The organism is Bradyrhizobium sacchari (genome assembly GCF_002068095.1).
GTDB lineage: Bacteria > Pseudomonadota > Alphaproteobacteria > Rhizobiales > Xanthobacteraceae > Bradyrhizobium > Bradyrhizobium sacchari.
The window spans coordinates 149,331-170,654 of the sequence record NZ_LWIG01000008.1 but is presented as its reverse complement, the minus strand read 5'-3'; the positions used below and the strand labels follow the sequence as shown (position 1 = coordinate 170,654).

The window sequence follows — 21,324 nt, the reverse complement described above, 5'->3', positions numbered from 1 at the left end:
CCGGCGTCATGGCGGCGAGCTGCTTCGCAGCCATGGGCATTCAGCGCTTCTATGGCCGGCCGGTCTCGTGGCGCATCATGATCGCGACGGAATGCCTGAGCCTCGCCGGCGTCGTGTTCTTCATGATCGGCTTCGAGCACATGCAACTGCGCATGCTCAGCTACACGGTCGGTCAGGGGCTGCCGCTGGTGCTGTCGCTGCATCTGCTGCTGTCACCGCCGGAGGGCCGCGTCAGCCCGGGCGCGCGGCTGTCCGGCATCGTCATACTCGGCATCATCGGAATGCTGCTGGTGCGTACGGTGGGTAACCTGCTCGGCTACGATTTCTCGGCCGTCGCGGGCGGTCAGAACCATGCCGTCATGGTGCTGGGGCTGCTGTTCCTGTCCATGACGCTCAATTTCGGCTTCCTGCTGATGGCGATGGACCGCTTGCGGGGCGAGGTCGCCGACCTCGCGCTGCTCGACGATCTCACGGGGGTCGCCAACCGGCGCCATCTGCTGCAGCGTTTGTCCGAGGAATGCGCCCGTTCGGAGCGCAGCGGAGAGCCGTTCGCGCTGCTGGTGATCGACCTCGACGGCTTCAAGTCCATCAACGACACCTACGGCCACGCCGCGGGCGACGAGTGTCTCAGGCACTTCACCCTGATGGCACAAACGCGCTTGCGGCCCGGCGACATGCTCGCCCGCACCGGCGGCGACGAGTTCTGCGTCGTGCTGCCGTCCTCCTCCTTGCGCGAGGGGGCCGTGATCGCCCGCCGCGTGCTCGAGGTCTGCCGCCAGGATGCAGCAAGCTGCACGGGTAAGGACATCCCGATCGCGATCTCGATCGGCGTCGCCGAGTGGGACCGCGGCGTCGGCCAATTCCCGGACCGGCTGATCGCGCATGCCGACCACGCCCTCTATGCCGCCAAGAAGAACGGCAAGAACGATTTTGCCGTCTGCGATCCGGCCCCGCCGCTCTCGCCGGAGCCGATCGGAGCCGCCAAGAGCAAGCGCACATTCGCGTAAAGCCTGCTACGATCTGGGTCCGTTATTGGACCTGCATGATGATGTCTCGCCTTCTCGCAGCCGTTCTCGCTGCTCTCCTGATCACTCCCGCCGCCGCAACCGACGCCGAGCTCGCGAAGATCGCGCGCGCTTCCGGCACGCCCGACATTCCCGGCCTGAAGATGGTCTGGCTCGCGCCGTGGGGCGATGTTCACAGCGCCCATCCGTGGCGCAACATCATCGTGCACCAGACCGAGGGGCCGTCGGGCTCGGCGCGCGGCGGCGCTACGGAGCAATCGAAGAATCCGACGCGCCGCGGCGTCACGGTGTGGGTGGAGACCGACGGCACGGTCTATTGGGCCGTCGCTGAGACCCTGGTGCCGACCCACGGCGACGGCGCCAACCGCAACGACAACAAGTACATCGACAACAGGCCGACCTATCGCCAGGTCGTGCGCGACAATTCGATCGGCGTTGAGTTCGCCGGCAATTATCCGGATGTCGCGACCGGACCGACCGAGGCGCAGGTCGCCGCGTGGAGAATCCTCGTCAGGGTACTGCGCGCACGCTACGACATTCCGCCCGACCGCGTCTATGCGCACAACTGGATCGACTACAAGGACGCGCGCTATTGCGAAGGCTGCTGGCTCGCGACGCTGGCGCGGGTTTGGGGGGAGTAGAGTTCGTGAGGCGCCGGCGGAGCGCTCTTTTTCCTTCTCCCCTTGTGGGAGAAGGTGGCGCGAAGCGCCGGATGGGCGAGTTCATAACTAAGAGAGTTACGTGCGGAGACAACCCCTCACCCGTCTCGCCTCGCGGCAAGCCACCCTCTCCCGCAAGGGGAGAGGGGAAGAGCGGTCACACCGGCTGCGCCATCCAGTCGAACAGCCGCCGGATCAGGCCCCGCCGCCGCGGCGCATCCGGCGGGCTGGCCGCAGCGAGCACGCGTTTGAAGAAGTAGTCCAGGAACACCATGTCGTTCGGCTCGGTGACGGTGAAGGTCTCTTCGCCGAAGAACACGCTGTAGCTGAAGAAGAACGGACCCATGAGCGGAATCGTCGCAGTGGACGCATAGTCCTTGGAGATCACGAATTCGGACGGCTCGAGCCCGTGCTCGCGCATCGCCTGCTCGACCTGAGGCAGCTTGCGCATGAACTGGGGGGAGAAGCCCCCGACGGTGGATTGCAGGATGATCGACACGGCGCGTGTCCGTTCGCTGGATGTAGCCTGACGAGAGTGTGTCGGGCGACCCGTCACGGGCGTTCAAGATGCCAGGCCGGCACGCCTGCGAAACGTGCCGCAGCTCACGCCCAACAAAAAAGCCGGCGTTGCCGCCGGCTTTCTGTCTTTCGATCCGCCAATCTCTTGCCGCGCAAGCCCGCTTAATGCGCGGCTTCCAGCGCGGCCTGTTCCTGCCTTGCGATCGTGCCCTTGACCGCGGACTGCACCTTCTCGAAGGCGCGGACCTCGATCTGGCGGACGCGCTCGCGCGACACGCCGAACTCGGCGGCAAGGTCTTCCAGCGTCATCGGCTCATCGGCGAGGCGGCGGGCCTCGAAGATGCGGCGTTCGCGCGGGTTGAGCACGCCCATCGCGCCGTTCAGCGCGTCACGGCGGTGATCATACTCCTCGTGCTCCGCCATCAGGGCTTCCTGGTTGGGCGTGTTGTCGACCAGCCAGTCCTGCCATTCGCCGGCTTCGCCGTCGTCACGGATCGGCGCGTTGAGCGACGCGTCGCCACCGAGGCGGCGGTTCATGTCGATCACGTCCTGGTCCGTCACGCCGAGGCGCTTGGCAATGGTCGCGACCTGGTCGGGGCGAAGATCGCCCTCGTCCAGCGCGTTGATCTTGCTCTTCGCCTTGCGCAGGTTGAAGAACAGCTTCTTCTGGTTCGCGGTTGTGCCCATCTTCACGAGCGACCAGGAACGCAGGATGTACTCTTGAATCGACGCCTTGATCCACCACATCGCGTAGGTGGCGAGACGGAACCCCTTCTCGGGTTCGAAACGCTTCACCGCCTGCATGAGGCCGACATTGCCTTCCGAGACGACCTCGGAGATCGGCAGGCCGTAGCCGCGATAGCCCATGGCGATCTTGGCCACGAGGCGGAGATGGCTGGTGACGAGTTGATGCGCCGCGTCGCGATCGTCATGCTCGCGCCAACGCTTGGCGAGCATGTATTCCTGCTGGGGTTCCAGCATCGGGAACTTGCGGATCTCGGCGAGGTAGCGAGAAAGGCCGGATTCTCCATTGAGGACCGGCAAAGCAGCGGTACGGGCCATAGTGCGCCCTCCAAAGGTTCAGGCCCCCGATAGCGGCGGGCCAGGCAGACGACCGCTGTGTCAAAGCCGGCCGGGCTGCGATGTTCCGCGCTGGTCATTTCCAACGCAGGCGCAATATACCCCATGGGGGGTCGAAAAGGGAAGGATTGCTGACGTCACGTCCCCGTGTGGCAGCTATAACTTTTTGTAATGTAACGTTTTTCTTAAACGGCCTGCGTCATAGCGCCGCTTTGAGGGCACCCTCCAAGAGAAGCAAATCCTCCGGCAGGGGCGCCTCCCAGTGGAGTAATTCTCCTGTCCTCGGGTGCTGCAATACCAGCAGATAAGCGTGGAGGGCCTGCCGCCCAAGAGCGGTCAAAGCTCGCTGCGATTCCTGCCCGAGCTGGTTTGCCTTGGTCTTGAAATGCGGTCCATAGACGGCGTCGCCCATCAGGGGGTGGCCGATATGGGCGAGGTGGACGCGGATCTGGTGGGTGCGTCCGGTCTCGAGCTCGCAGGCCAGCAGGGCGGCGACGCCCTTGCCGTCGCGTCCTGAAAAGCTCTCCAGGATCTCCCAATGGGTCACCGCCTCGCGGCCGCCCTGGCGCACCGCCATCTTCTCCCGCGCATGCGGATGACGGTCGATCGGCGCATCGACGGTGCCGCGATGCCGGTTCGGCACCCCCCAAGCGAAGGCCATATAGCCGCGCCGCATCTCGCCGGTGCGGCCGTGGTCGGCGAATTGCGCCGACAGCGAAGCGTGGGCGAGGTCATTCTTGGCGACCACCATCAGCCCTGTCGTGTCCTTGTCCAGCCGGTGCACGATGCCGGGCCGGCGCACCCCGCCGATGCCCGACAGCGAGGCGCCGCAATGAGCGATCAGCGCATTCACCAGCGTGCCGGTCTCGTGGCCGGCCGCGGGGTGCACGACCAGGCCCTTGGGCTTGTTGATGACGATGATGTCGTCGTCCTCGAACACGATATCGAGGGCGATATCCTCCCCTTTCGGCTCGGCGGGCGCGGCCTCCGGCACGTCGATTATGATCGTATCGCCGGAGGCGACGTGATAAGCGGGGTCGCGGATTGCGGTGGCCTTCAGGCTCACTGATCCCGCCAGGATCAGGGCCTTCAGCCGCGATCGCGACAGGTCGGTGAGATGCGCCGCCAGCACGCGATCGAGCCGGGCCGAACCCTCGTCGCCGGCGACGACAACTTCCAACCTTTGCGCAGAGCCAAGACTTTTAGGGCCAAGACTTTCCATGACGACGACTGATACCGCTGTTCCCGAACCGACCCCCGAGCAGGCCGCCCTGTTCGCGCGGGTGCGACGGATGATGCTGATCGCGGGGTTGACCACGGCGCTGGCGATCTGCGCCGTTCTGATCGCGGTGGGCTACCGCCTTTTCAAGTCGGAGGGAAGGGCGGTCGAGACGGCCGGCGACGTCACCGCTACCCTGCCCAAGGGCGCCAAAATCGTCGCGACCGGGGTGGCCGGCGATCGCCTCGTGATCACGCTCGATATCGGCGGAATCACCGAGATCCGCACTTTCGATGCCCACACCTTGAGACCCGCCGGGAAGCTGAAGTTCGCCAATGAGCCGTGAGGCGGCCCGGATAGCTGCCCCCCATCGTCCTGGCGAAGGTTAGGCGGGTATGGTTACGGGGACTCGGGAGTTAACTCTGCGCGCAACAATTGCGTCTCGGGGTAATGGGTCCGGCTCCCGTGCGCAATTGCGCACCAGGCCAGGACGACAGCTGAGAAACCCGTGAATCCCACCTTGCCGCCGGCAAAATTCGCGGCTATGTCCTGTCCCTCACGCTCCCTTCGTCTAGCGGTTAGGACGCGGCCCTCTCAAGGCTGAAACAGGGGTTCGATTCCCCTAGGGAGCGCCATTCCCAAAGTTCAGCATTGAACTAAAAGGGATTTTTCCCTGATTTGTCCCACCTCGGTTTTCGGTGGGACAGTGTTTGATCATGAACTGTTCTTCGCGGCGAGCATCACGGATCAAAGTTCTCGTCCCATTATTTGAGCCATTCCGTCGCTTCCATCCTGCACGATTTGGAGGAGGCTTTTTCCATTGGTTAAGCTCAAACCCCATCATTGGAGCTATCAGACCGCCGCTAGCGCGCTTTTCATCTTGCCAGTTCCGGCTAACGACGCCTTTGGTAATGATGCCCGACCCAACAAGAATTGGGGCACCGCTCATCTTTCGCGCGACCGCGGACAGATTGCCCCGCTGGGCGCCCCGAACGAAGCTGCGCATGCGCTCAATCGTCACTTCTGATTTATCTATTTTTCGGCACAATCATATCCATTACCGACATCATCGCCGCCCTGCGCACGACCCGATCAATGTCACTCAGCAGGAGGTGCCGGCGTTTGCCAGGAAGTCGACGCCCCGCGAGGTCCCGCGCAGGAGATGCCTTGCGGAATTCGACCCGGTCGGGCTTGCCGGCCGGGAGATCAGTTCCCTGAAGACAAGTTTTCGGACGCTCCCCCTTTTGCTCGACTGGTATCTCCACGTGAAGAGGATGCCGGCAGATGTCAGGACCACTCCCGACGATACAGTTCGCGCTAAGCAAGTCGTCGAGGGAGACTGTTGTGAATGGTGCAGGCCGCCACTGCTGCATGACCAAAGGCGACCGAGATTTGGTGCAGATCGACGACAAGATCTCCAACACCGTAGAGACCGGCGATTGACGTCCTCTGGTGGTTGTCGACCGTGAGATAGCCTTCATCCGTACGCGCTGCGCCAAGCGATAGTGCGAGTTGCGAGCGAACCTCAGCGCCCATGGCCGGGTATACGACATCGAACGCGACTGCCGTGTCGGGAAGAGCAGCCTCCAGCTTGCTGCCGGAACGTCTTAAGCTCACGTCTGGCGCATGGATGAGGGAAATATCTGCTTCGGAAAGCACGGATGCCATATCGTCTCCATTCATGCGAGTCGCGAGCACGGTCACGTCTGAAGAGAAGCCGCGCAGAAACAGTGCCTTGGGCGTCGCATGGTCGAGCGGCCCCACAACTGCGATACGACGGCCCCTCGCTTCATAGGCGTCACATACGGGACAATACCGCAACAGTCCCTCAGCGACAGCAAGACGCCATTGTTCACACGTCGGATGGATGTCGACTATCCCGCAAGCGAGCACGACTGTCGCGGCATCGGCGGCTCCGCCGGTCCAACTCATCTGAAACCGATCCTGTGCCTTTTCGAGCATCGTGACCTCCGCACGGACCAGCGGCACCTTTAGCTCCGCGAGCTGCGCTGTCATGCGTGCCAGAAGCTCCGTTCCGGGTAAGCCGCCGGCAAAACCGGGTAGATTGTGGCTGCGGGGGATGAGAGCGGCCCGACTTGCTCCAGCATCAATCACGCAAACGCTGCGGCGGAAACGGGCCAGGTAGATAGCAGTCATCAATCCCGCGGGCCCGCCGCCGACGATCACGCAATCGAGGGGCATCGCGTCCTCACATGAACCACGTTACGACCAATCCGATGCTGGCGGCAAAGATCACAATCACCGTCGCACAGGACAGGATATTGAGCGGTAGGCTGTTGACCTTGTCGCCCATGAGAAGGCGGTTGTTCGTTATCAGCAGGATGAACAGAAGCAGTGGCGGCGTCGAAAACCCCTGCACGATGCCGGAATAGATCAAGGCTCGCATCGGGTTGAGGCCCAGGAAGTTCAAACAGGCGGCGATGGCCGTAAAGCCGGTGATGACCAGGTAGAATGCCGCCGCTTCGCTGGGCTTCGCATGAAGGCTGCCTTTCCAGCCCAAGACTTGACACAGGTCATAGGCTGCCCCCGTTGTCATGACCGGAATAGCGAGAAAGCCGACCGCGATGATGCCGACGGCAAACAGGATGCCCGCTGCGTCACCCGCGAGCGGACGCAAGGCCTCGGCGGCCTGCGTTGCGGAATCTATGTTGGTCTGGCCGGCCTTGAACAATGTCGCTCCGGTCGCCAGGATGATGAAATACATGATGACGTTGGAGAACAGCATCCCTGTCAGAATATCCGTTCGGGATTTGTGCAGGTCGGACTCGCTAGAGCCCTGGCGCTCCCTCACTTTGACGCGCCCCTGGGCAATCTTCTCTTCGACTTCAACGTTGGACTGCCAGGTATAAAGATAAGCCGAGAGGCTCGTACCGATGATTGCGACGAGAATGGATAGGAAATCACGAGAGAAGTGGATCGTCGGTACAAACGTGCCACGCAGAACTTCCCAGCGATCGGGCCTCGCAAGCAACGCCGAGGCGACGTAAGCGAACAGAGCGAGCGCAAGCCATCGGAATATGTTCCGGATGAGTTCGTAGGAGCCACATACCTGGAGTGCCACGATCATTGCGGCAACGACCACAACGATAATGGGGGTTGAAATTGGAATGAACAGCTGGAGAGCCGCCGCCATTCCGCCGAGGTCTGCCGCCGCCTCAATGGTGTTTCCGATCAGGACGCCGATCAACAGGGGCCACAGGATCCAGCGGGGATAGATCTCCCGGATGACGTGAAACAGACCTTTCCCGCTGACCTGCCCAAGCTTGGAAGACAGATACACGACCGCGAACATCATGGGGAAGGTCACCGGCGCGGTCCATAGAAGTGCCGTGCCGAATTGAGCGCCTGCGCTCGCGTATGTCCCGATCGCAGAACAGTCATCATCCGCTGCGCCGGTCACCACCCCCAGACCAATCGCACGAGCAAAGCGGCGATGGCCTGAACCGCCGGTGGTCGAGTGTCGTGATGGCTCGTTGGCACGCTCTGCCTGCGTCATCAATAAGCCATTACCGTTCGACCCTTGCACATGTGCTGAGCCAATCCCGCCCCGATGCAATGGTTCCTTGCAGCTTGGGCGCTCTACGCGGTGAGGAGCTGTTGGCGGCCAACCGTCAGCTGATGGTCGGTCGTGCGCGCGCCGACTACCCAGCTGCGAAATACGCGCCAGTTGGTTGGTGGCCAACTCTGAGCGCCGGCGGCGACGTGACTGGATTGTGCTGCGCTTAACATTTGTGAAATGTGGATTTGACTTCGCTCTCTTGGCGTCGCCGATGATTTAAGTGCTCGAATTGCCTGGAGGCTGCTGACGCCCTACGCAGGCGAGGCAGCTGATTCCGCGGACATCCTTCATTGCCAGCTTGTTCGGGGAGCCATGTTGCTTCCGAAGGCTTTAGTCAGCGAACTGTCGTCGCTGCTTGGCAATGGTCATCCGGTTGTGTGCTTCCCGTCCTGGCCGGCGCGTTGCAATGACGGGAACGAGCGTGGGTGAGTCTCCGGCGATGCGCATCGCGAAATAGGCAATCGTTGTCTTGAGGCCGTCCTGTAGCGCGACGCGCGGTCGCCATCCCAGTATCCGCGTCGCGGTATCGATCACCGGCTTGCGGCGCTTCGGATCGTCCTTCGGAAGTGCCTCGAAGCGGAGTGGCGAGTTGGAAGCCGTGCAGGCGAGCACCTCGCGCGCGATGGTCTCGATGGTGATTTCCTGGGGATTGCCCAGATTGCACGGCCCGGTGATCGACGACGGGCTCTCCATCAGGAGCTGAAGGCCACGAACGAGATCGTCGATGAAACAGAAGCTCCTGGTCTGACTGCCGGTGCCGTAAATCGTGATCGGCTCGCCACGGAGCGCCTGCACAATGAAGTTGGAAACGACGCGTCCGTCGTTCTCCAACATGCGCGGGCCATAGGTATTGAAGATTCGCGCGACCTTGATCTCGATGCCGTGGGCGCGCTGGTAGTCGAACATCAGCGTCTCCGCTGCCCGCTTGCCCTCGTCGTAACAGGCGCGCGGACCGATCGGGTTAACGTTGCCGAGATAGGATTCGGGTTGCGGATGAATTTCCGGGTCGCCATACACCTCGCTGGTCGAAGCCTGGAGAATCCGGGCGCCCTTCAGGCGCGCAAGCTCGAGCAGGTTGATTGCACCGAGCACGCACGTTTTCATCGTGCCGATCGGATCCTTCTGATAATGCCGCGGCGAGGCCGGGCAGGCAAGACTGTAAACCCGGTCAACCCTGTCTTCGATCGCGATGGGATCACGCACGTCATGCTCGATGAAGCGAAAGTTCGGGTGGTTCAGCAGCGGCCGAATGTTGTCGATGCTGCCAGTGAAAAGGTTGTCGAGGCATATGACGGTTTTGCCGCGTTGTAGGAGAGCATCGCAAAGATGCGATCCTATGAAGCCGGCTCCGCCCGCGACCAGGACGGTCGTCGCGCGCTCGCTTGAGGGAATGATGGCATTGAATGTCATGACTGGCCTTTCAAGTCTCTGCAACCTGCATAGGACGGCAGGCGGGAAATTGGGTGGTCTTTCGACGGCGGTGCGCCAAAGCCTCGGCGTAATAGCCTTCCAGCTGCCGGGCGCGGTGATCGGACGTGTGATCGCGAAGCACGCGACGGCGCGCCTGTTCCGCGATGCCCCGCCGTCGTTCCTCGGGCATGTCGCGGAGTATTTCGAGGACCTCGCGCGGGCCGGATGCCAGCAGGATTTCGCGGGACGGCTCAAAGATCGTCTCGAGTCCCGGCCATCGGTCCGAAATGACCGGGGTGCCACAGGCCGCTGCTTCGAACAGCCGAACGCTCGGCGAGAAGCCAAGCGCCTTCATATCCGCGCGGGTGGCATTCAGGGTAAATCGCTGCTCGGCGTAGAACGCGGGATGCCGCGTGGGCGAAAGGTGCTCGATGCGGCTGACGTTGTCCGGCCAGACGGTCCCCGCAGGATATTGCGCGCCGGCAACGACGAACTGTTCCGAGGCAAGCGTACGGGCCGGCGTGATCAGCAATTGCTCGAGTACCGGCTGTCGGTCGTCGCTGTAGGTGCCGAGATAGCCAAGCGCCCAGCGTTTCTTGGCGACTTGCGGCGCGTAGATATCGGTATCGGCGCTGCAATAGAGGACCCGGGCAAGCGGGCTGCCATAGCGTTTCTCGATCGTTTGCGGCACCGGTCCGCCAGCAAAGGAGAGATAGAGGTCGAAGCGAGGAATCATCGCAGCCGAGAGATATTCGAGGCCGTGTTCGAGGCGTGCAAGAGTGACAGGTGTATCGATGTCGTAGAAGGCGGTGATCCCGCGCGCATGGGTCGTGACCCATTCGCTGATGGCAATTCCGTCCGGGACATAGGACCCGATGACGACCAGGTCGGCGTCCCGGACCAGGCGGCCAAAGCGCTGTGGAACGTCCTTCAGCGATTGATAAAGCTCGACCCGCCACGACGAAGGGTTCGTCAGATCGCGGTGATCGCGATACCAGGGAACGTCGCGTTCGAGGAACGAGACGTGATGACCGCGTCGCGCCAAGGCCCCGATCAGGGCGCGATAGGTCGTGGCATGACCATTGCCCCATGACGAAGTAACCGAGAGACCGATGACGACGATGTTGAGGTTCATTCTGCTGCCTCGATGTGCGAGCTGCTCCCTGTGAAGAGTTCGTTGAACTGGCGCGCGCGATGGCGGTAGGTGTGCAGGCTCAGGATGCGGGCGCGGGCGCGATCGGCAATGGCGCGGGCGCGGCGGCGGCTGAGCGCCGCAAGGTGATCCGCAACCTCGGCGCCGTTCGCCGCGACCAGCACCTCCAAACCTGGCTCGAGGAAGTGATCGATGCCCTTCCAGCGGTCGGTGATCAGGCAGGCTCCTGCGCCGATCGCCTCGAATACCCGCGTCGGCGGCGAGAAGCCAAAGCGTGCCATGCTGTCGCGATTGACGTTCAGAGTGGCGAGAGCGGAACCGAAGAACGCATTGTGCGCGCCGGTGCCGACGTGGCCAACCTTGCGAAGGTTGCTGGATGTGTTCTTGGTCTCCCAGCCGGAGCCGCCAAGCACGAACGTCTTGCTTGGCAGGTCGCGTGCAACATCGAGAAAGAATTGCTGGACGCGCTGCTCGCGGTCCGGCAGGCGGTTTGCGAGAAGGCTGAGATCGCAAGTGAAGCCTGGCTCCGCTGGCGACGGAAAATGGGTGTTGGGGTCGAGCGCGTTGTAGATTGGCACGCAGTCCTGCGCGCCCATGGCGCGATAGGCAGCCACGACGCCATCGCCGCCGCCGTAGGTCAGGACGATGTCGTAGGATGGAATAGCACGGCGCAGATGATGCAGCGGATCACTTGCGATCGCTTCCAGCGTGGCAGGCGCATCGACATCCCAATAAACGCGGATGGTCCGGGAGGGAAGGCTGGCAACCGCGGTTTCCAGCTCTTGATCGAAGACGCCAACGCCACTCGCCTTGATCACCATGTCGGCTGATCGCGCGGCCGCGTCGAGGGACGTACGCCAGCCGTCGGACGTCGCCGGATAGACGACGACCTCGGCCCAGTGTGGATCGTTGATATCGCGATGCGCCTGCCGCTCGAAGGCGTCGGGCTCGAAGAAAGTGACCTCGTGTCCGAGCGCCGCAATCTCCTTCAGCATGCCGCGATAATAGGTGGCGGCGCCGTTCCAGTACGAGGAGACAAGGCTTGATCCGAAGAAGCTGATCTTCATGCGGAGGCTCCGATATATCGCAAAGGCTGTGACGAGGTACCGGAAGCACGGATCGCCTCAACGATGCCGACGAGCTGTTGCGCGCGATGCCGGCAGGTATGCCGCTCCAGGACGGCCCGGAGCCCTGTCGCCACCAGCGCCGAGGACAGCTCGCGATCATCCAGGACGGCACGAAGCTTGCGGCTCATATCAGCGCCATGCGCCGCCGTGAGATATGCACCGTCCGGGAACAGCTCCTCTGCGTCAGACCAGGGTGCGGAAACCAGAGGGATGCCGCAGGCCAGCGCCTCGAAAACGCGGATCGTGGGGATGCCGGGAAGCAATCGGACATAGGGGCCGCGCGGCACGTGAATGGTGGCGCGTGCGCCGGCGAAGGCGACGGGGGCCCGGTGGGCGGGGAGCCAGCCGCCATAGCGGATGCCAGCGGTCCGGATCGTATGGAGGGCGCCGTCCGAATAGCGCACACCATAGACGCTCGCGTGCAGGTTCAGCTCGGCGACGGGTTCGACCAGAAATTCGTTGAGTTCGGCGCTGCGCTCTCCATCACCCCAATTCCCAATCCAGACCAGATCTTCGGCGCGTTCGACATCGGAAAGGGGATGATACAAGGCGACATCCGCCGCCTCGTGCCAGGTATAGGCGCGATTGGCCCAACCCAGCTTCATATAGATTTGACGGAGGACCTCGCCGAAGGCGAGAACGCCGTCAAACGCATCCAGGTCGAACTGCGCAAGTTCATCGGGCGCGGTGATCACACGATGGTGCGTGTCGTGAAACAGCAGAGTATATGGCGCACCATGGGCGCGCCTGCGTCCGACCTGCTCGATCACGTCAGGCGAATTCCATTCATGCACAATGACGAGATCGGCGCCATCGAGCGCTTCGTCAAAGTCGAGCGCGGCGTCGTAGCGACGAACGGAGATGCCAGGGAAGAGCCGGCCGACATCTTGTATGGCCTCACCGCCGATTTCGCGGATCGCATTCAGCCGGCTCCATCCGTCGGTCGGCTCGAACACCACGACCTCATGGCCGAGCGCTGCCAGCTCGCGGGCGTAACCCCGCAGGAAGTGAGCATTTCCATTGTTCCAGCAGGATATGAACGCGTGGTAGAACAGAACGCACTTCATACGCGCACCTCGATTCGGCTGTGCGGTGTGGATGCGGGCTCGGAGGTGAGCAGCTCTTCGTAGAGCTTGAGATAGGCACTCGTGGTGCGTGCCAGTGAATAAGTCAGGGAATGCTCATACGCGCGGCGCTGCAGCTGTGTCCTTCCGAGATCATCGACGCAAAGGTCGGCCAGGAGCCTGTGTAACATTTGACGGTCGCTGGGATCGAAGAACAGCGCGGCTCCACTCCATAATTCCCGGAAGGTTGGAATGTCCGACAGCACGAGCGCGCAGCCGGCGGCGGCTGCCTCGAGCACGGAAAGGCCGAATGGCTCGTAGAGCGCCGGACTTACAAAGATCGCGGCATGCTGGAGATGTCCACGCAAGGCTCTGTGCGGCAATTGACCAAGCCAGGTGATGCCTGTTGATGGATGCGCATCGGCGGGACCTGCGACGTGAACCGGCCAGCCCAACCCCGGTGCCACCGCCGCCAACACTCCGATATTCTTGGCGCGATCCCAGATCCGGCCGGCTGCGAAGATCAGCTCTCGCTTTCGGCACGGAGAGTCTCCGGCAGCAATGCCGTTCCAGATCACGGCTCCGGGTGAGCGGGGCCGATAGATCCCCACGATGTCGTCGTGGAAGGACTGGCTTGGGCAGACCCATGCCCGCGTGTTGTCGAATGCCGCGGAGACGAGTTCCGTATAGCGCCGCCATCGCGGCTCGACGAGCCAGGCCGTATCGCGGCATGCCAGCGCCCACGAGTTGACGCAGGAATGTGCCACGAGAACGGTCGGCGCGCGCCATGCGAGGGTCGCCTCTCGGAAACTGTTGAGATGGACGATGTCCGGGCGGATTTGCGCTTCCAGCCTGGCGAGGACGCGGCCGGCGTTGGCCAAATCACAGCCTTCTGGGTCCTGCCATTCCAGGGCAAGGTTCGTATCGATCAGCTGAACCGCCGAGCCGCGAAGCATCTCACGTTGATCTGCGCTTGTGGGCGGGCCCATGGTCACGAGGGTGACGTCGGCACCGGAGGCGACGAGGCTCGACGCCAGCCCGCACGAATAGGTCCACACGCCTCCCAAGGCGTCGGTCGTCATCAGGATTCGGATGTGCGACGGACGGCTCATGAGGCCACCGGATGTTCGAGGGCCTCTAGCGGGATGGGACGATCGTTCTGCACGTCGCTGAACTGGTCGAACATTCCGAGATAGTGCCGGTGCGCGCGCTCCCAGGCGAAATCGTCCGCCTCGCCCCAGAGCTTCCGATAATCCGGCGAGCCGGGATACGGATAAAGCGGGACCGGATCATTGGCCCAGATGCCGGCATCCTGCATCTTGTGGCGCCAGCGCTGCACCACGGGATCGTCGTCCTCAGGCACCTCGATCAGATTGGCCTGCACGAACGGGACGTGCCGGCGCGCTTCGACCAGGCGGTCGGCGAGCTGGTCAGTGGTCATCTTGCAGTTCTTGGCGAGCGCGGCGCGTCCCTCAACGGTGAGACTCTCGATTCCCGCCTCGATTGACACGCAGCCGGCACGGCCGAGCAAAGCGAGCATATCGGGCTTCCAGAGATCGATGCGGGTCTGCACGCCGAACTTGAGACCCCGCGTGCTCAGCCCTTCCAAGAGCTCGGGGCTCGGAAGGAAAATTTCATCGATGAAGTAGACATATTCGACGCCTTGCCCGCGCAGGCGATCGATCTCATCAAGAACGACGGGAGGCGGCCGCTTGCGATAGGTATTGCGAAAATTCTCCTTGGCGCAGAACGTGCAATTGTATGGGCATCCCCGCGACGCCTCGACCTCCGCTCCGGGCCCCACCGGCTCGGCCTCGAAACGGTGATGGTGGTGCTGATGACGCCGGATCATCTCGTCCGGCCAGTCGAGCGCCGGCTGATCCTTGAAGTCGACGGCCCGCGGGCCGCCATTGACCCGTACCGAGTCGCCGTCTGCAAAGCACAGGCCGGAAAAGTCGCGCTCGCCGTTTGCCAGGCGCAGCAAGGAAGCCTCGCACTCGCCCATCACGATGACGTCGACGGCGAGCTTTTTGAGAGCCGCCCGCGGCGTCGTCGAGCCGTGCGGGCCGACCGCGATCAGCGTCGGTGCAAGATCCCGCACCGCGCGTGCAAGCTCCTGCGGAACGCGCAATTCCGGCGGTGCGCAGCGCCAGAACAGGTAGGTCGGGGCGGTCGTGATGACGATCAGGTCGGGGCTGAACGCGCGCAGCTCTGCTTCGATATCCTGGAATGACAGATCGTACATGTGTGCATCGAGCAGCAGCGTCCGGTGCCCAGCCACCTTCAGGTAATGCTCGGAGATGCCGAGCTCGAGCGGAAGGTGGGGGGACCGGCAGCCGAAATAGATGCTGCCGCCAAAATCCCAATTCGGGTTGATCAGGGCGACGCGAGTCATGCGAGAACCTCGCGGCTGCCGTGAGCTGCTCCGAAGCGAGTGTCCAGCCAGGCGTAGAGAGAGCGAAGGCCCTCGGTGACGGGGACTTGCGGCGACCATCCGAGCGCGGTCGACAGCGCACGCGTGTCCGTGACGTACCAGGGTTGATCGCCCGGACGCCAATCGGCAAAGCGGTAAGCGACGTCGCGGCCGGTCAACTCAGCGATGTGGTCGATGAGCTCGCGAAGACTGACCGCGTTGGCGGGACCGCCACCGAGATTGAACACGCGGCCGCGTGCGAGCGCGATCCGGTCAAGCACTGCGAGCCAGGCGGTGGCTGCATCCGACACATGCAAGGCGTCGCGAACCTGATAACCGTCTCCGTAGATCGTCAGTGGCCTGCCGCGGATCGCGCTCAGCAGGAAGTGCGCGATCCAGCCCTGATCTTCAGTGCCGAATTGACGCGGCCCGTAGATGCAGCTCATGCGCATCACTACGGTCTGGAGCCCATAAACCCGCGCATAGTCATGAACATATTGATCTGCGGTGCCCTTAGAGCACCCATAAGGGCTGTAGAAATCGAGCGGCGCGTTCTCGGAAATGCCGTCCGCTAGCAGATCATTGGTAGGCGTGTAACGACGGCCAGTGAGCGCGATCTCGCTGTCCTCGATCAGGCGGCCGTAGACCTTGTTGGTGGAGGCGAACACGACCGGAGCAGTGCTATTGTGCAGCCGAACTGCTTCGAGCACATTCAGGGTACCGCGTGCGTTGATCTCGAAATCGGCGGCCGGGTCGCTCACGCTGTCGGTGACGGCGACCTGGGCCGCCAGATGCAGCACGGCGCGGGCCTCACGCACGGCATCGATCACTGGAATCGGCTCTCGAATGTCGGCCACCGTAATGGTGACGAGATCGCCATATCTTGACTTCAGCCATTGCGCGTTCTCGCGCACGCCGGCACGGGCCAGATTGTCCAGCACCAGGACGCGCTCGCCGCGGTTCGCCAGCCGGTCGGCAAGACTGCAGCCGATGAAGCCGCAGCCACCGGTGATCAGGACGGCCCTGTTGTCTCGCTCGTTCATCACGCAACCAATCCTCGCTGCAGCAGTTCCTGGGTCGCCCGCTCGGCCTGGTCGTCGGCGATCTGGTCTGCGAGATAGCCTGCGAGTTCCTCGAGACCGTCCTTGAAGGCCACGTGCGGCTCGAAGCCGAGCAGATCGCGCGATTTGCCGATGTCGGCGAAGCAGTGCCTGATATCGCCGGCGCGATATTTCCGCGTGACCTCGGGCACGATATCGCTGCGGCCCATGACCTCAGCAAGGTCCCTCGCGACGGACAGGATGGTCCGGCTTTGGCCGGAGCCGACATTGAACACGTCCTGCGCATTTTCCGCTTCCAATGCGAGGCGACAGGCGCGGGCGACGTCATGTACGTGGACGAAGTCGCGCCGTTGCTCGCCGTCCTCGAACACGAGCGGCGACCGTCCATTGAGCAGCCGTGCGGCAAAGATAGCGAGCACGCCCGTGTAGGGGTTCGACAGGGCTTGGCGCGGACCGAACACGTTGAAGAAGCGCAGCGCTACTGTTGGGATTCCGTAAGCCTTGCCGGTGATCAGGCACATGCGCTCCTGCGCAAACTTGTTCAGTGCATACACGGAGCTAAGCGAGGGCAGTTTGCTCTCCGGCGTGGCCACCGGGGCGAGGGGATGGCCGGCCGTGTCGCGCAGCTCCCATTCCCCTGTGCGGAGCTGCTGGATAGACCGTTCCTCGCAGGTGACCACGCTTTGATCTGGCCTGCGATAGAGGCCCTCGCCATAGATGCTCATGGAGGAGGCGACGACCAGCCGCGCGACCGGGCGACTGGACAGCGCCTGGAGGAGGACGGCGGTGCCGAGTTCGTTGGTCCGCACGTAAGGCTCGATGTCGTACATGCTCTGGCCGACGCCGACGGCCGACGCTAGATGCAGGACCATGTCGGCGCCGCGCAGCGCATGCTCGACGGCGAGGCTGTCGGTGACGTCACCGACGATGAGCTCGACTTCGTCGGGAAGATAGGAGGGGCGCTGGCGATCGCCGCCGTGGACCTGCGGCGAGAGATTGTCGAGCAGACGGACTTCGTAGCCTGCCGCGAGCAGCGCATCCGTTGCATGAGAGCCGATAAAGCCCGCGCCCCCCGTGATCAATACTCGCGTCATTCACCGCTCCGTACAACCGTAAGACCGACCCGTTCGGGGTCAATCTGTGATGTGAGGTGAAGCGCACTTACTGGTTGGTCGGACGACCCGCGCGCCGGTCACGTTTGGAGTCAGAAGCGATGCAAGGAATGTTCGTTCCCCGAAATTGTACAAACGAATATTTCTCTAACCTGGATCAATAACCCAGGTGAATCGGCGCTGCCGTCAGCTAGAAATGCGCGCCGTGCAGGGCGGCGGGCAGGCCGAGATGCCTTGCCGCGGTCGCGCCGATATCGGCAAAGCCGGTACGCCGGCCGATTGGCGAGGATGATTGCGTCGACCAGGCCAGGATCGGTACCTGCTCGCGGGTGTGATCGGTGCCGCTCCAGGTCGGATCGCAGCCGTGATCCGCGGTGATGATCAGAAGATCACTGCTTCGCAGGCGAGTCAGCAATTCCGGGAGGCGATCATCGAAGGCTTCGAGTGCCGCGGCATAGCCGACCACGTCGCGGCGATGGCCGTAGAGTGTGTCGAAATCAATGAAATTGGCGAACAGCAGTCCTCCGTCCGCCAGGCTCGCCAGCCCTTTCAGTGTGGCATCGAACAACGCCATGTTGCCGTCGCCGCGCAGGTTTCGCCCGGTCGCGCGATGCGCGAAGATGTCGTCGATCTTGCCGATTGTCACGATGTCACGACCGTCGCTTGCGGCGAGGTCAAGCATGGTGGTCCCGGGCGGCGGTACCGAAAAGTCGCGACGGTGCGCAGTCCGCTTGAAGTCTCTCGCGCCTGCGCCGATAAACGGCCGGGCAATGACGCGGCCGATGTTGAGGGGATCGAGCAGCCGCCTTGCGATCAAGCAGATCTCGTAGAGACGATCGAGGCCGAAAGTCTTCTCATGCGCGGCGATCTGGAACACGCTATCGGCGGACGTGTAGCAGATCGGCATTCCCGTCTGCATGTGACGCTCGCCGAACTCGGCAATAATCTCGGTCCCTGAGGCGTGGCAATCTCCGAGGATGCCGCGCAATCCGGCTTGCTCGCAGAGGGCCTTTATCAAATCCGCGGGAAAGCACGGTGTCCTTCGCGGGAAATAGCCCCAGTCGAACGGGACGGGTACCCCGGCGATCTCCCAATGGCCCGAAGGCGTGTCCTTGCCTTTCGAAATCTCGCTGGCGCATCCGAATTGCCCGTCCTGCGCCTGACCGTCCAGCCCCGGCGGTACGCGCCCCGTGGCGAGGCGGCACGCCTCCCCTAGGCCCAGCGCCACGAGGTTGGGAAGCCGGAGCGGACCCTTGCGTGCGCTGCCGTCGGCGCGACCGGCCATGCAGGCTTCCGCGATGTGACCGACAGTGTCCGCGCCTTCGTCACCGTAGCGGTCGGCGTCGGGCGCGCCGCCGATGCCGACGGAATCCATCACCAGGATCAGGGCACGCATGTTGGCTCCCCGATGGGAGGATCAGCAGACACTGGGGAGGATGCAAGACCGGTTCTCGCGCAGTAGCGATCGACCATCGCCGCGCAGAAATCGGCAAATTCGTTCACGTCGAGCGGGGGGCTGGTGTGATGCGGCTCGATGCCCCGATGCTCGGGCGTGAAGCAGAACGTGATCGTAACCTGGAACTCCGCCAACGCCTCCATCTGGCGGTCGAACCAGCCGAGCGCATTGGGACGGAAGCTGTCGGCCCACGACAGACCGGTCCGCAGATGAGTCACGCCGAGACGACGCATCCAGTGCACCGCGTCGTGCAGGCGGTGATCCTCGAAGTGGAACCACTGGCAGAGGCCCATGGCGGGCGCATAGGCGCCGAACAGATCAGCGGCCGCCTTGGGCGTGCCGTCCTCGCGCAGCAGGCCCATGTGGAAATGCCTATAGTAGGAGGAGCCTTCGGCCTCTTTGTGGCGAGTCGTTGCTTCCCAGGCAGAAGGAAGGTCATAAAGGCTGTACCAATGGATGCGCGGGGCACGGCCGATCAGCAGCTCGGCGGTGCGCGACAGGCCCCAGGCTTGCACCTCTTCGGCGCCGAAGGAGGAGACGCCGACCTCGGTCACCCAGACGGGTAGCGTGGTGACCGACTTGATTTCCTCGAGCTTGGCCGGCCATTCGCCGATCTGCCACAGGTTCCAGTCGAGTGGAAAGCCGTGCACGGCGACCGCATCGAAATGGTCGAGCACCCCGCGGCTCTGCATGTTGCGCATGAAAGACGGATCAATCGGCGAGATGCCGCCCAGCACGACTGGTAACGTGCTCCGTGCACTACGGATCGCCTGGCCGGATGCGGTCGCAAGGTCCGCGAACATGCCCCAATCCGGATCGATCTGAAGGTCCCAATGCGACTTGTTGTTCGGCTCATTCCAGATCTTGGCCGCCTCGATCATCAGCTTGTGCTCCGGGATGGATAGACGGGACCATCGATTTGAGGCCGTTCAGTGCACTTGCAGAGGTAGACTTCCTCTTCCGGATGCGCAGTGATGGCAAAGCCGGCGCTCCGCAGCATGGCCTCGACGCAGGCCCGGTTCGGCACCCACCAGTTGGTGGGATCGTCGGCATATTTGTGCTCGATGAAGTGCAGCCTGGGGTAGCCGGCGGAATCGAACTGGTCGGTGGTCCAGAAATCGTAGTTCTTGTCGATCGCGTCGACATGGCTGGCGCCGCGCTGCATCGACTGGAACAGCAGGAGATCCCTCGCGACGTGCTCGTGGATGAGGTCCAGCGCCAGCAGCGGATGACGCAAGTGATAGAGCACGCCCATGAAGATCACGAGATCGAATTTTTCGCGGAGCTGTCCCACATCGTAGGCCGACATCTTGCGGAATTCGATCCTGAGACCTTTCACGTCGGCGGCGAAGCGCGCCTGCGCGAGATATTCCTCGTCGGTATCGAGTCCAAGCACGCGCTCGGCGCCGCGCCGCTTCATCTCCATGGCGTAGAAACCGGCATTGCAGCCGATATCGAGCACGGTCTTGCCTTCGAGGCGGTCCGGGATGATTCCCGAGAAGCGCCGCCATTTCACATTGGGATAGTCGCCAAGGAAGTGGGTGGGTGCGGTCTGCACGCCGTTGAGGTCGAGGTTGTGAAACCAGGGGCCGAGCGCGTCGATACGCCTGCGGATTTCCTCACGCGTGAGCAGCGCTCCAGTCATGCAGTCGCTCCATTGTCCATTGCATGGGCCGGTCGAGCCCCATCGGACGAGGCGCCGGCCCGCAACCGCGACCGGCCGTCGGTGCTCTCGGCCAGAAGACCCATCGCGGTGCGATAGCCGTCGACGGTTCCGACATCGACATAGGATTCGCCTGCCTTGATCCCGATGCCGAGACCGCCTGCGTGGAGATAGGCGTTGACCAGCGTCCCAAAGTACTCGTCGCGTCGGGCTCGTTGGTTCCAGAGCGCGTGCAATTCGCGAAAGCCGGTGGCCGACATTCGGAATGCACCCCAGATCCACCGCGATGTCGGATTCGGCTGCTTCACCTGGATTTCCCGCACGCTGTCGCCATCGAGCACGACGGCGTCGAAAAATTCCGGGCGCTCGACGGGAAAGAGCAGGAAGGAGAGATCGGCATATGGCAAGGCCTGCAAAGCGGCTTTTGGAAACCAGACGGTATCGGGCAGGCCGACGACGACGTCTTCATCATGGCCAACGACGGTGCCGGCCCTGAAGACGGCGTCGCACAGGCCGGAGGCGTCGGGCTGGACGACATAGGCGAGCTGGGCGCTGCCGTAGTGATCGCCGAAATATTCGAGAATGTCGGACTTGCCGGGCGAGATCACGAAGCAGATCTTGTCCGCGCCGCCGAGGATCAGGCGCTCCAGCAGATACTCGGAGACCGCGCAGGGCCGCTCGGTGCCATCGTCGCACCGGCTCCCGACGGGCAGCAACTCCTTGGAGAAAGCCAGCGGCTGGATACGACTGCCGCGGCCCGCGGCCGGAACGATGCCCCACATG

The 21,324-nt window shown here is 63.0% G+C and carries 21 protein-coding genes and 1 tRNA gene; 5 read left to right on the top strand and 17 right to left on the bottom strand.

The window, feature by feature from the left end:
- Both A5906_RS11990 and A5906_RS11985 read left to right on the top strand, forming a co-directional pair.
- Positions 1–1,007 (top strand): GGDEF domain-containing protein (locus A5906_RS11990; protein ID WP_245326698.1); only part of this gene is annotated, 1,007 nt, incomplete at its 5' end.
- Between the two features lie 35 nt (positions 1,008–1,042).
- Positions 1,043–1,666 carry a peptidoglycan recognition protein family protein gene (locus tag A5906_RS11985; protein ID WP_080135404.1) on the top strand — a complete coding sequence of 208 codons (624 nt, stop codon included), beginning with the start codon at positions 1,043–1,045 and terminating at the stop codon, positions 1,664–1,666.
- Positions 1,667–1,841: 175 nt separating this feature from the next.
- On the opposite strand, the gene A5906_RS11980 is transcribed toward A5906_RS11985, so the two are convergent.
- The 3 genes from A5906_RS11980 to A5906_RS11970 form a co-directional block, all read right to left on the bottom strand.
- Positions 1,842–2,183 (bottom strand): hypothetical protein, encoded by a 342-nt coding sequence (locus A5906_RS11980; protein ID WP_080135403.1) that lies wholly within the window; start codon positions 2,181–2,183, stop codon positions 1,842–1,844.
- Positions 2,184–2,365: 182 nt separating this feature from the next.
- Positions 2,366–3,265 (bottom strand): RNA polymerase sigma factor RpoH, encoded by a 900-nt coding sequence (rpoH, locus tag A5906_RS11975; RefSeq protein ID WP_018643767.1) that lies wholly within the window; start codon positions 3,263–3,265, stop codon positions 2,366–2,368.
- 217 nt (positions 3,266–3,482) lie between these two features.
- Positions 3,483–4,505: an RluA family pseudouridine synthase gene (locus A5906_RS11970; protein ID WP_136615157.1), complete on the bottom strand. Its 1,023-nt coding sequence runs from the start codon at positions 4,503–4,505 to the stop codon at positions 3,483–3,485.
- Between A5906_RS11970 and A5906_RS11965 the strand changes: the two genes are divergently transcribed.
- From A5906_RS11965 to A5906_RS42965, 3 genes are all read left to right on the top strand, one after another.
- Positions 4,504–4,848, top strand: a complete 345-nt coding sequence (locus A5906_RS11965; RefSeq protein WP_080135401.1) for a hypothetical protein — start codon at positions 4,504–4,506, stop codon at positions 4,846–4,848. The genes A5906_RS11970 and A5906_RS11965 overlap by 2 nt on opposite strands.
- Positions 4,849–5,062: 214 nt before the next feature.
- A tRNA-Glu gene (locus tag A5906_RS11960) sits at positions 5,063–5,137 on the top strand.
- 185 nt (positions 5,138–5,322) lie between these two features.
- Positions 5,323–5,529, top strand: a complete 207-nt coding sequence (locus A5906_RS42965; protein WP_167523559.1) for a hypothetical protein — start codon at positions 5,323–5,325, stop codon at positions 5,527–5,529.
- Positions 5,530–5,819: 290 nt separating this feature from the next.
- On the opposite strand, the gene A5906_RS11955 is transcribed toward A5906_RS42965, so the two are convergent.
- The 14 genes from A5906_RS11955 to A5906_RS11890 form a co-directional block, all read right to left on the bottom strand.
- On the bottom strand, positions 5,820–6,704 hold the full coding sequence (locus A5906_RS11955; RefSeq protein ID WP_080135400.1) for an NAD(P)/FAD-dependent oxidoreductase: 885 nt from the start codon (positions 6,702–6,704) through the stop codon (positions 5,820–5,822).
- Positions 6,705–6,711: 7 nt separating this feature from the next.
- Entirely contained in the window at positions 6,712–8,019 is a 1,308-nt protein-coding gene (locus A5906_RS11950) for an NRAMP family divalent metal transporter (protein ID WP_080135528.1), read from the bottom strand.
- 393 nt (positions 8,020–8,412) lie between these two features.
- Positions 8,413–9,492, bottom strand: coding sequence for a UDP-glucuronic acid decarboxylase family protein (locus tag A5906_RS11945; protein WP_080135399.1), 1,080 nt, complete (start codon positions 9,490–9,492; stop codon positions 8,413–8,415).
- 10 nt (positions 9,493–9,502) lie between these two features.
- Entirely contained in the window at positions 9,503–10,627 is a 1,125-nt protein-coding gene (locus tag A5906_RS11940) for a CgeB family protein (RefSeq protein WP_080135398.1), read from the bottom strand.
- Positions 10,624–11,712 carry a CgeB family protein gene (locus A5906_RS11935; RefSeq protein ID WP_080135397.1) on the bottom strand — a complete coding sequence of 363 codons (1,089 nt, stop codon included), beginning with the start codon at positions 11,710–11,712 and terminating at the stop codon, positions 10,624–10,626. Before A5906_RS11935 ends, A5906_RS11940 begins: the two co-directional genes overlap by 4 nt.
- Entirely contained in the window at positions 11,709–12,839 is a 1,131-nt protein-coding gene (locus tag A5906_RS11930) for a CgeB family protein (RefSeq protein WP_080135396.1), read from the bottom strand. Before A5906_RS11930 ends, A5906_RS11935 begins: the two co-directional genes overlap by 4 nt.
- Entirely contained in the window at positions 12,836–13,948 is a 1,113-nt protein-coding gene (locus tag A5906_RS11925) for a glycosyltransferase family 4 protein (protein ID WP_080135395.1), read from the bottom strand. Before A5906_RS11925 ends, A5906_RS11930 begins: the two co-directional genes overlap by 4 nt.
- Positions 13,945–15,231, bottom strand: a complete 1,287-nt coding sequence (locus A5906_RS11920) for a TIGR04295 family B12-binding domain-containing radical SAM protein (protein WP_080135394.1) — start codon at positions 15,229–15,231, stop codon at positions 13,945–13,947. Before A5906_RS11920 ends, A5906_RS11925 begins: the two co-directional genes overlap by 4 nt.
- Positions 15,228–16,292: an NAD-dependent epimerase/dehydratase family protein gene (locus A5906_RS11915; protein ID WP_080135393.1), complete on the bottom strand. Its 1,065-nt coding sequence runs from the start codon at positions 16,290–16,292 to the stop codon at positions 15,228–15,230. Before A5906_RS11915 ends, A5906_RS11920 begins: the two co-directional genes overlap by 4 nt.
- Positions 16,292–17,404, bottom strand: coding sequence for an NAD-dependent epimerase/dehydratase family protein (locus A5906_RS11910; RefSeq protein WP_080135392.1), 1,113 nt, complete (start codon positions 17,402–17,404; stop codon positions 16,292–16,294). The genes A5906_RS11915 and A5906_RS11910 overlap by 1 nt, the downstream gene beginning before the upstream one ends.
- A 208-nt stretch (positions 17,405–17,612) precedes the next feature.
- On the bottom strand, positions 17,613–18,818 hold the full coding sequence (locus A5906_RS11905) for a phosphopentomutase (protein ID WP_080135391.1): 1,206 nt from the start codon (positions 18,816–18,818) through the stop codon (positions 17,613–17,615).
- The gene (locus A5906_RS11900) at positions 18,806–19,759 is read right to left on the bottom strand and encodes a glycoside hydrolase 5 family protein (protein ID WP_080135390.1); all 954 of its coding nucleotides are present in this window, start codon (positions 19,757–19,759) and stop codon (positions 18,806–18,808) included. Before A5906_RS11900 ends, A5906_RS11905 begins: the two co-directional genes overlap by 13 nt.
- Positions 19,759–20,523 (bottom strand): TIGR04290 family methyltransferase, encoded by a 765-nt coding sequence (locus A5906_RS11895; RefSeq protein ID WP_080135389.1) that lies wholly within the window; start codon positions 20,521–20,523, stop codon positions 19,759–19,761. Before A5906_RS11895 ends, A5906_RS11900 begins: the two co-directional genes overlap by 1 nt.
- Positions 20,520–21,323 (bottom strand): sugar phosphate nucleotidyltransferase, encoded by an 804-nt coding sequence (locus A5906_RS11890; RefSeq protein ID WP_080135388.1) that lies wholly within the window; start codon positions 21,321–21,323, stop codon positions 20,520–20,522. Before A5906_RS11890 ends, A5906_RS11895 begins: the two co-directional genes overlap by 4 nt.
- Position 21,324 lies beyond the last annotated feature (1 nt).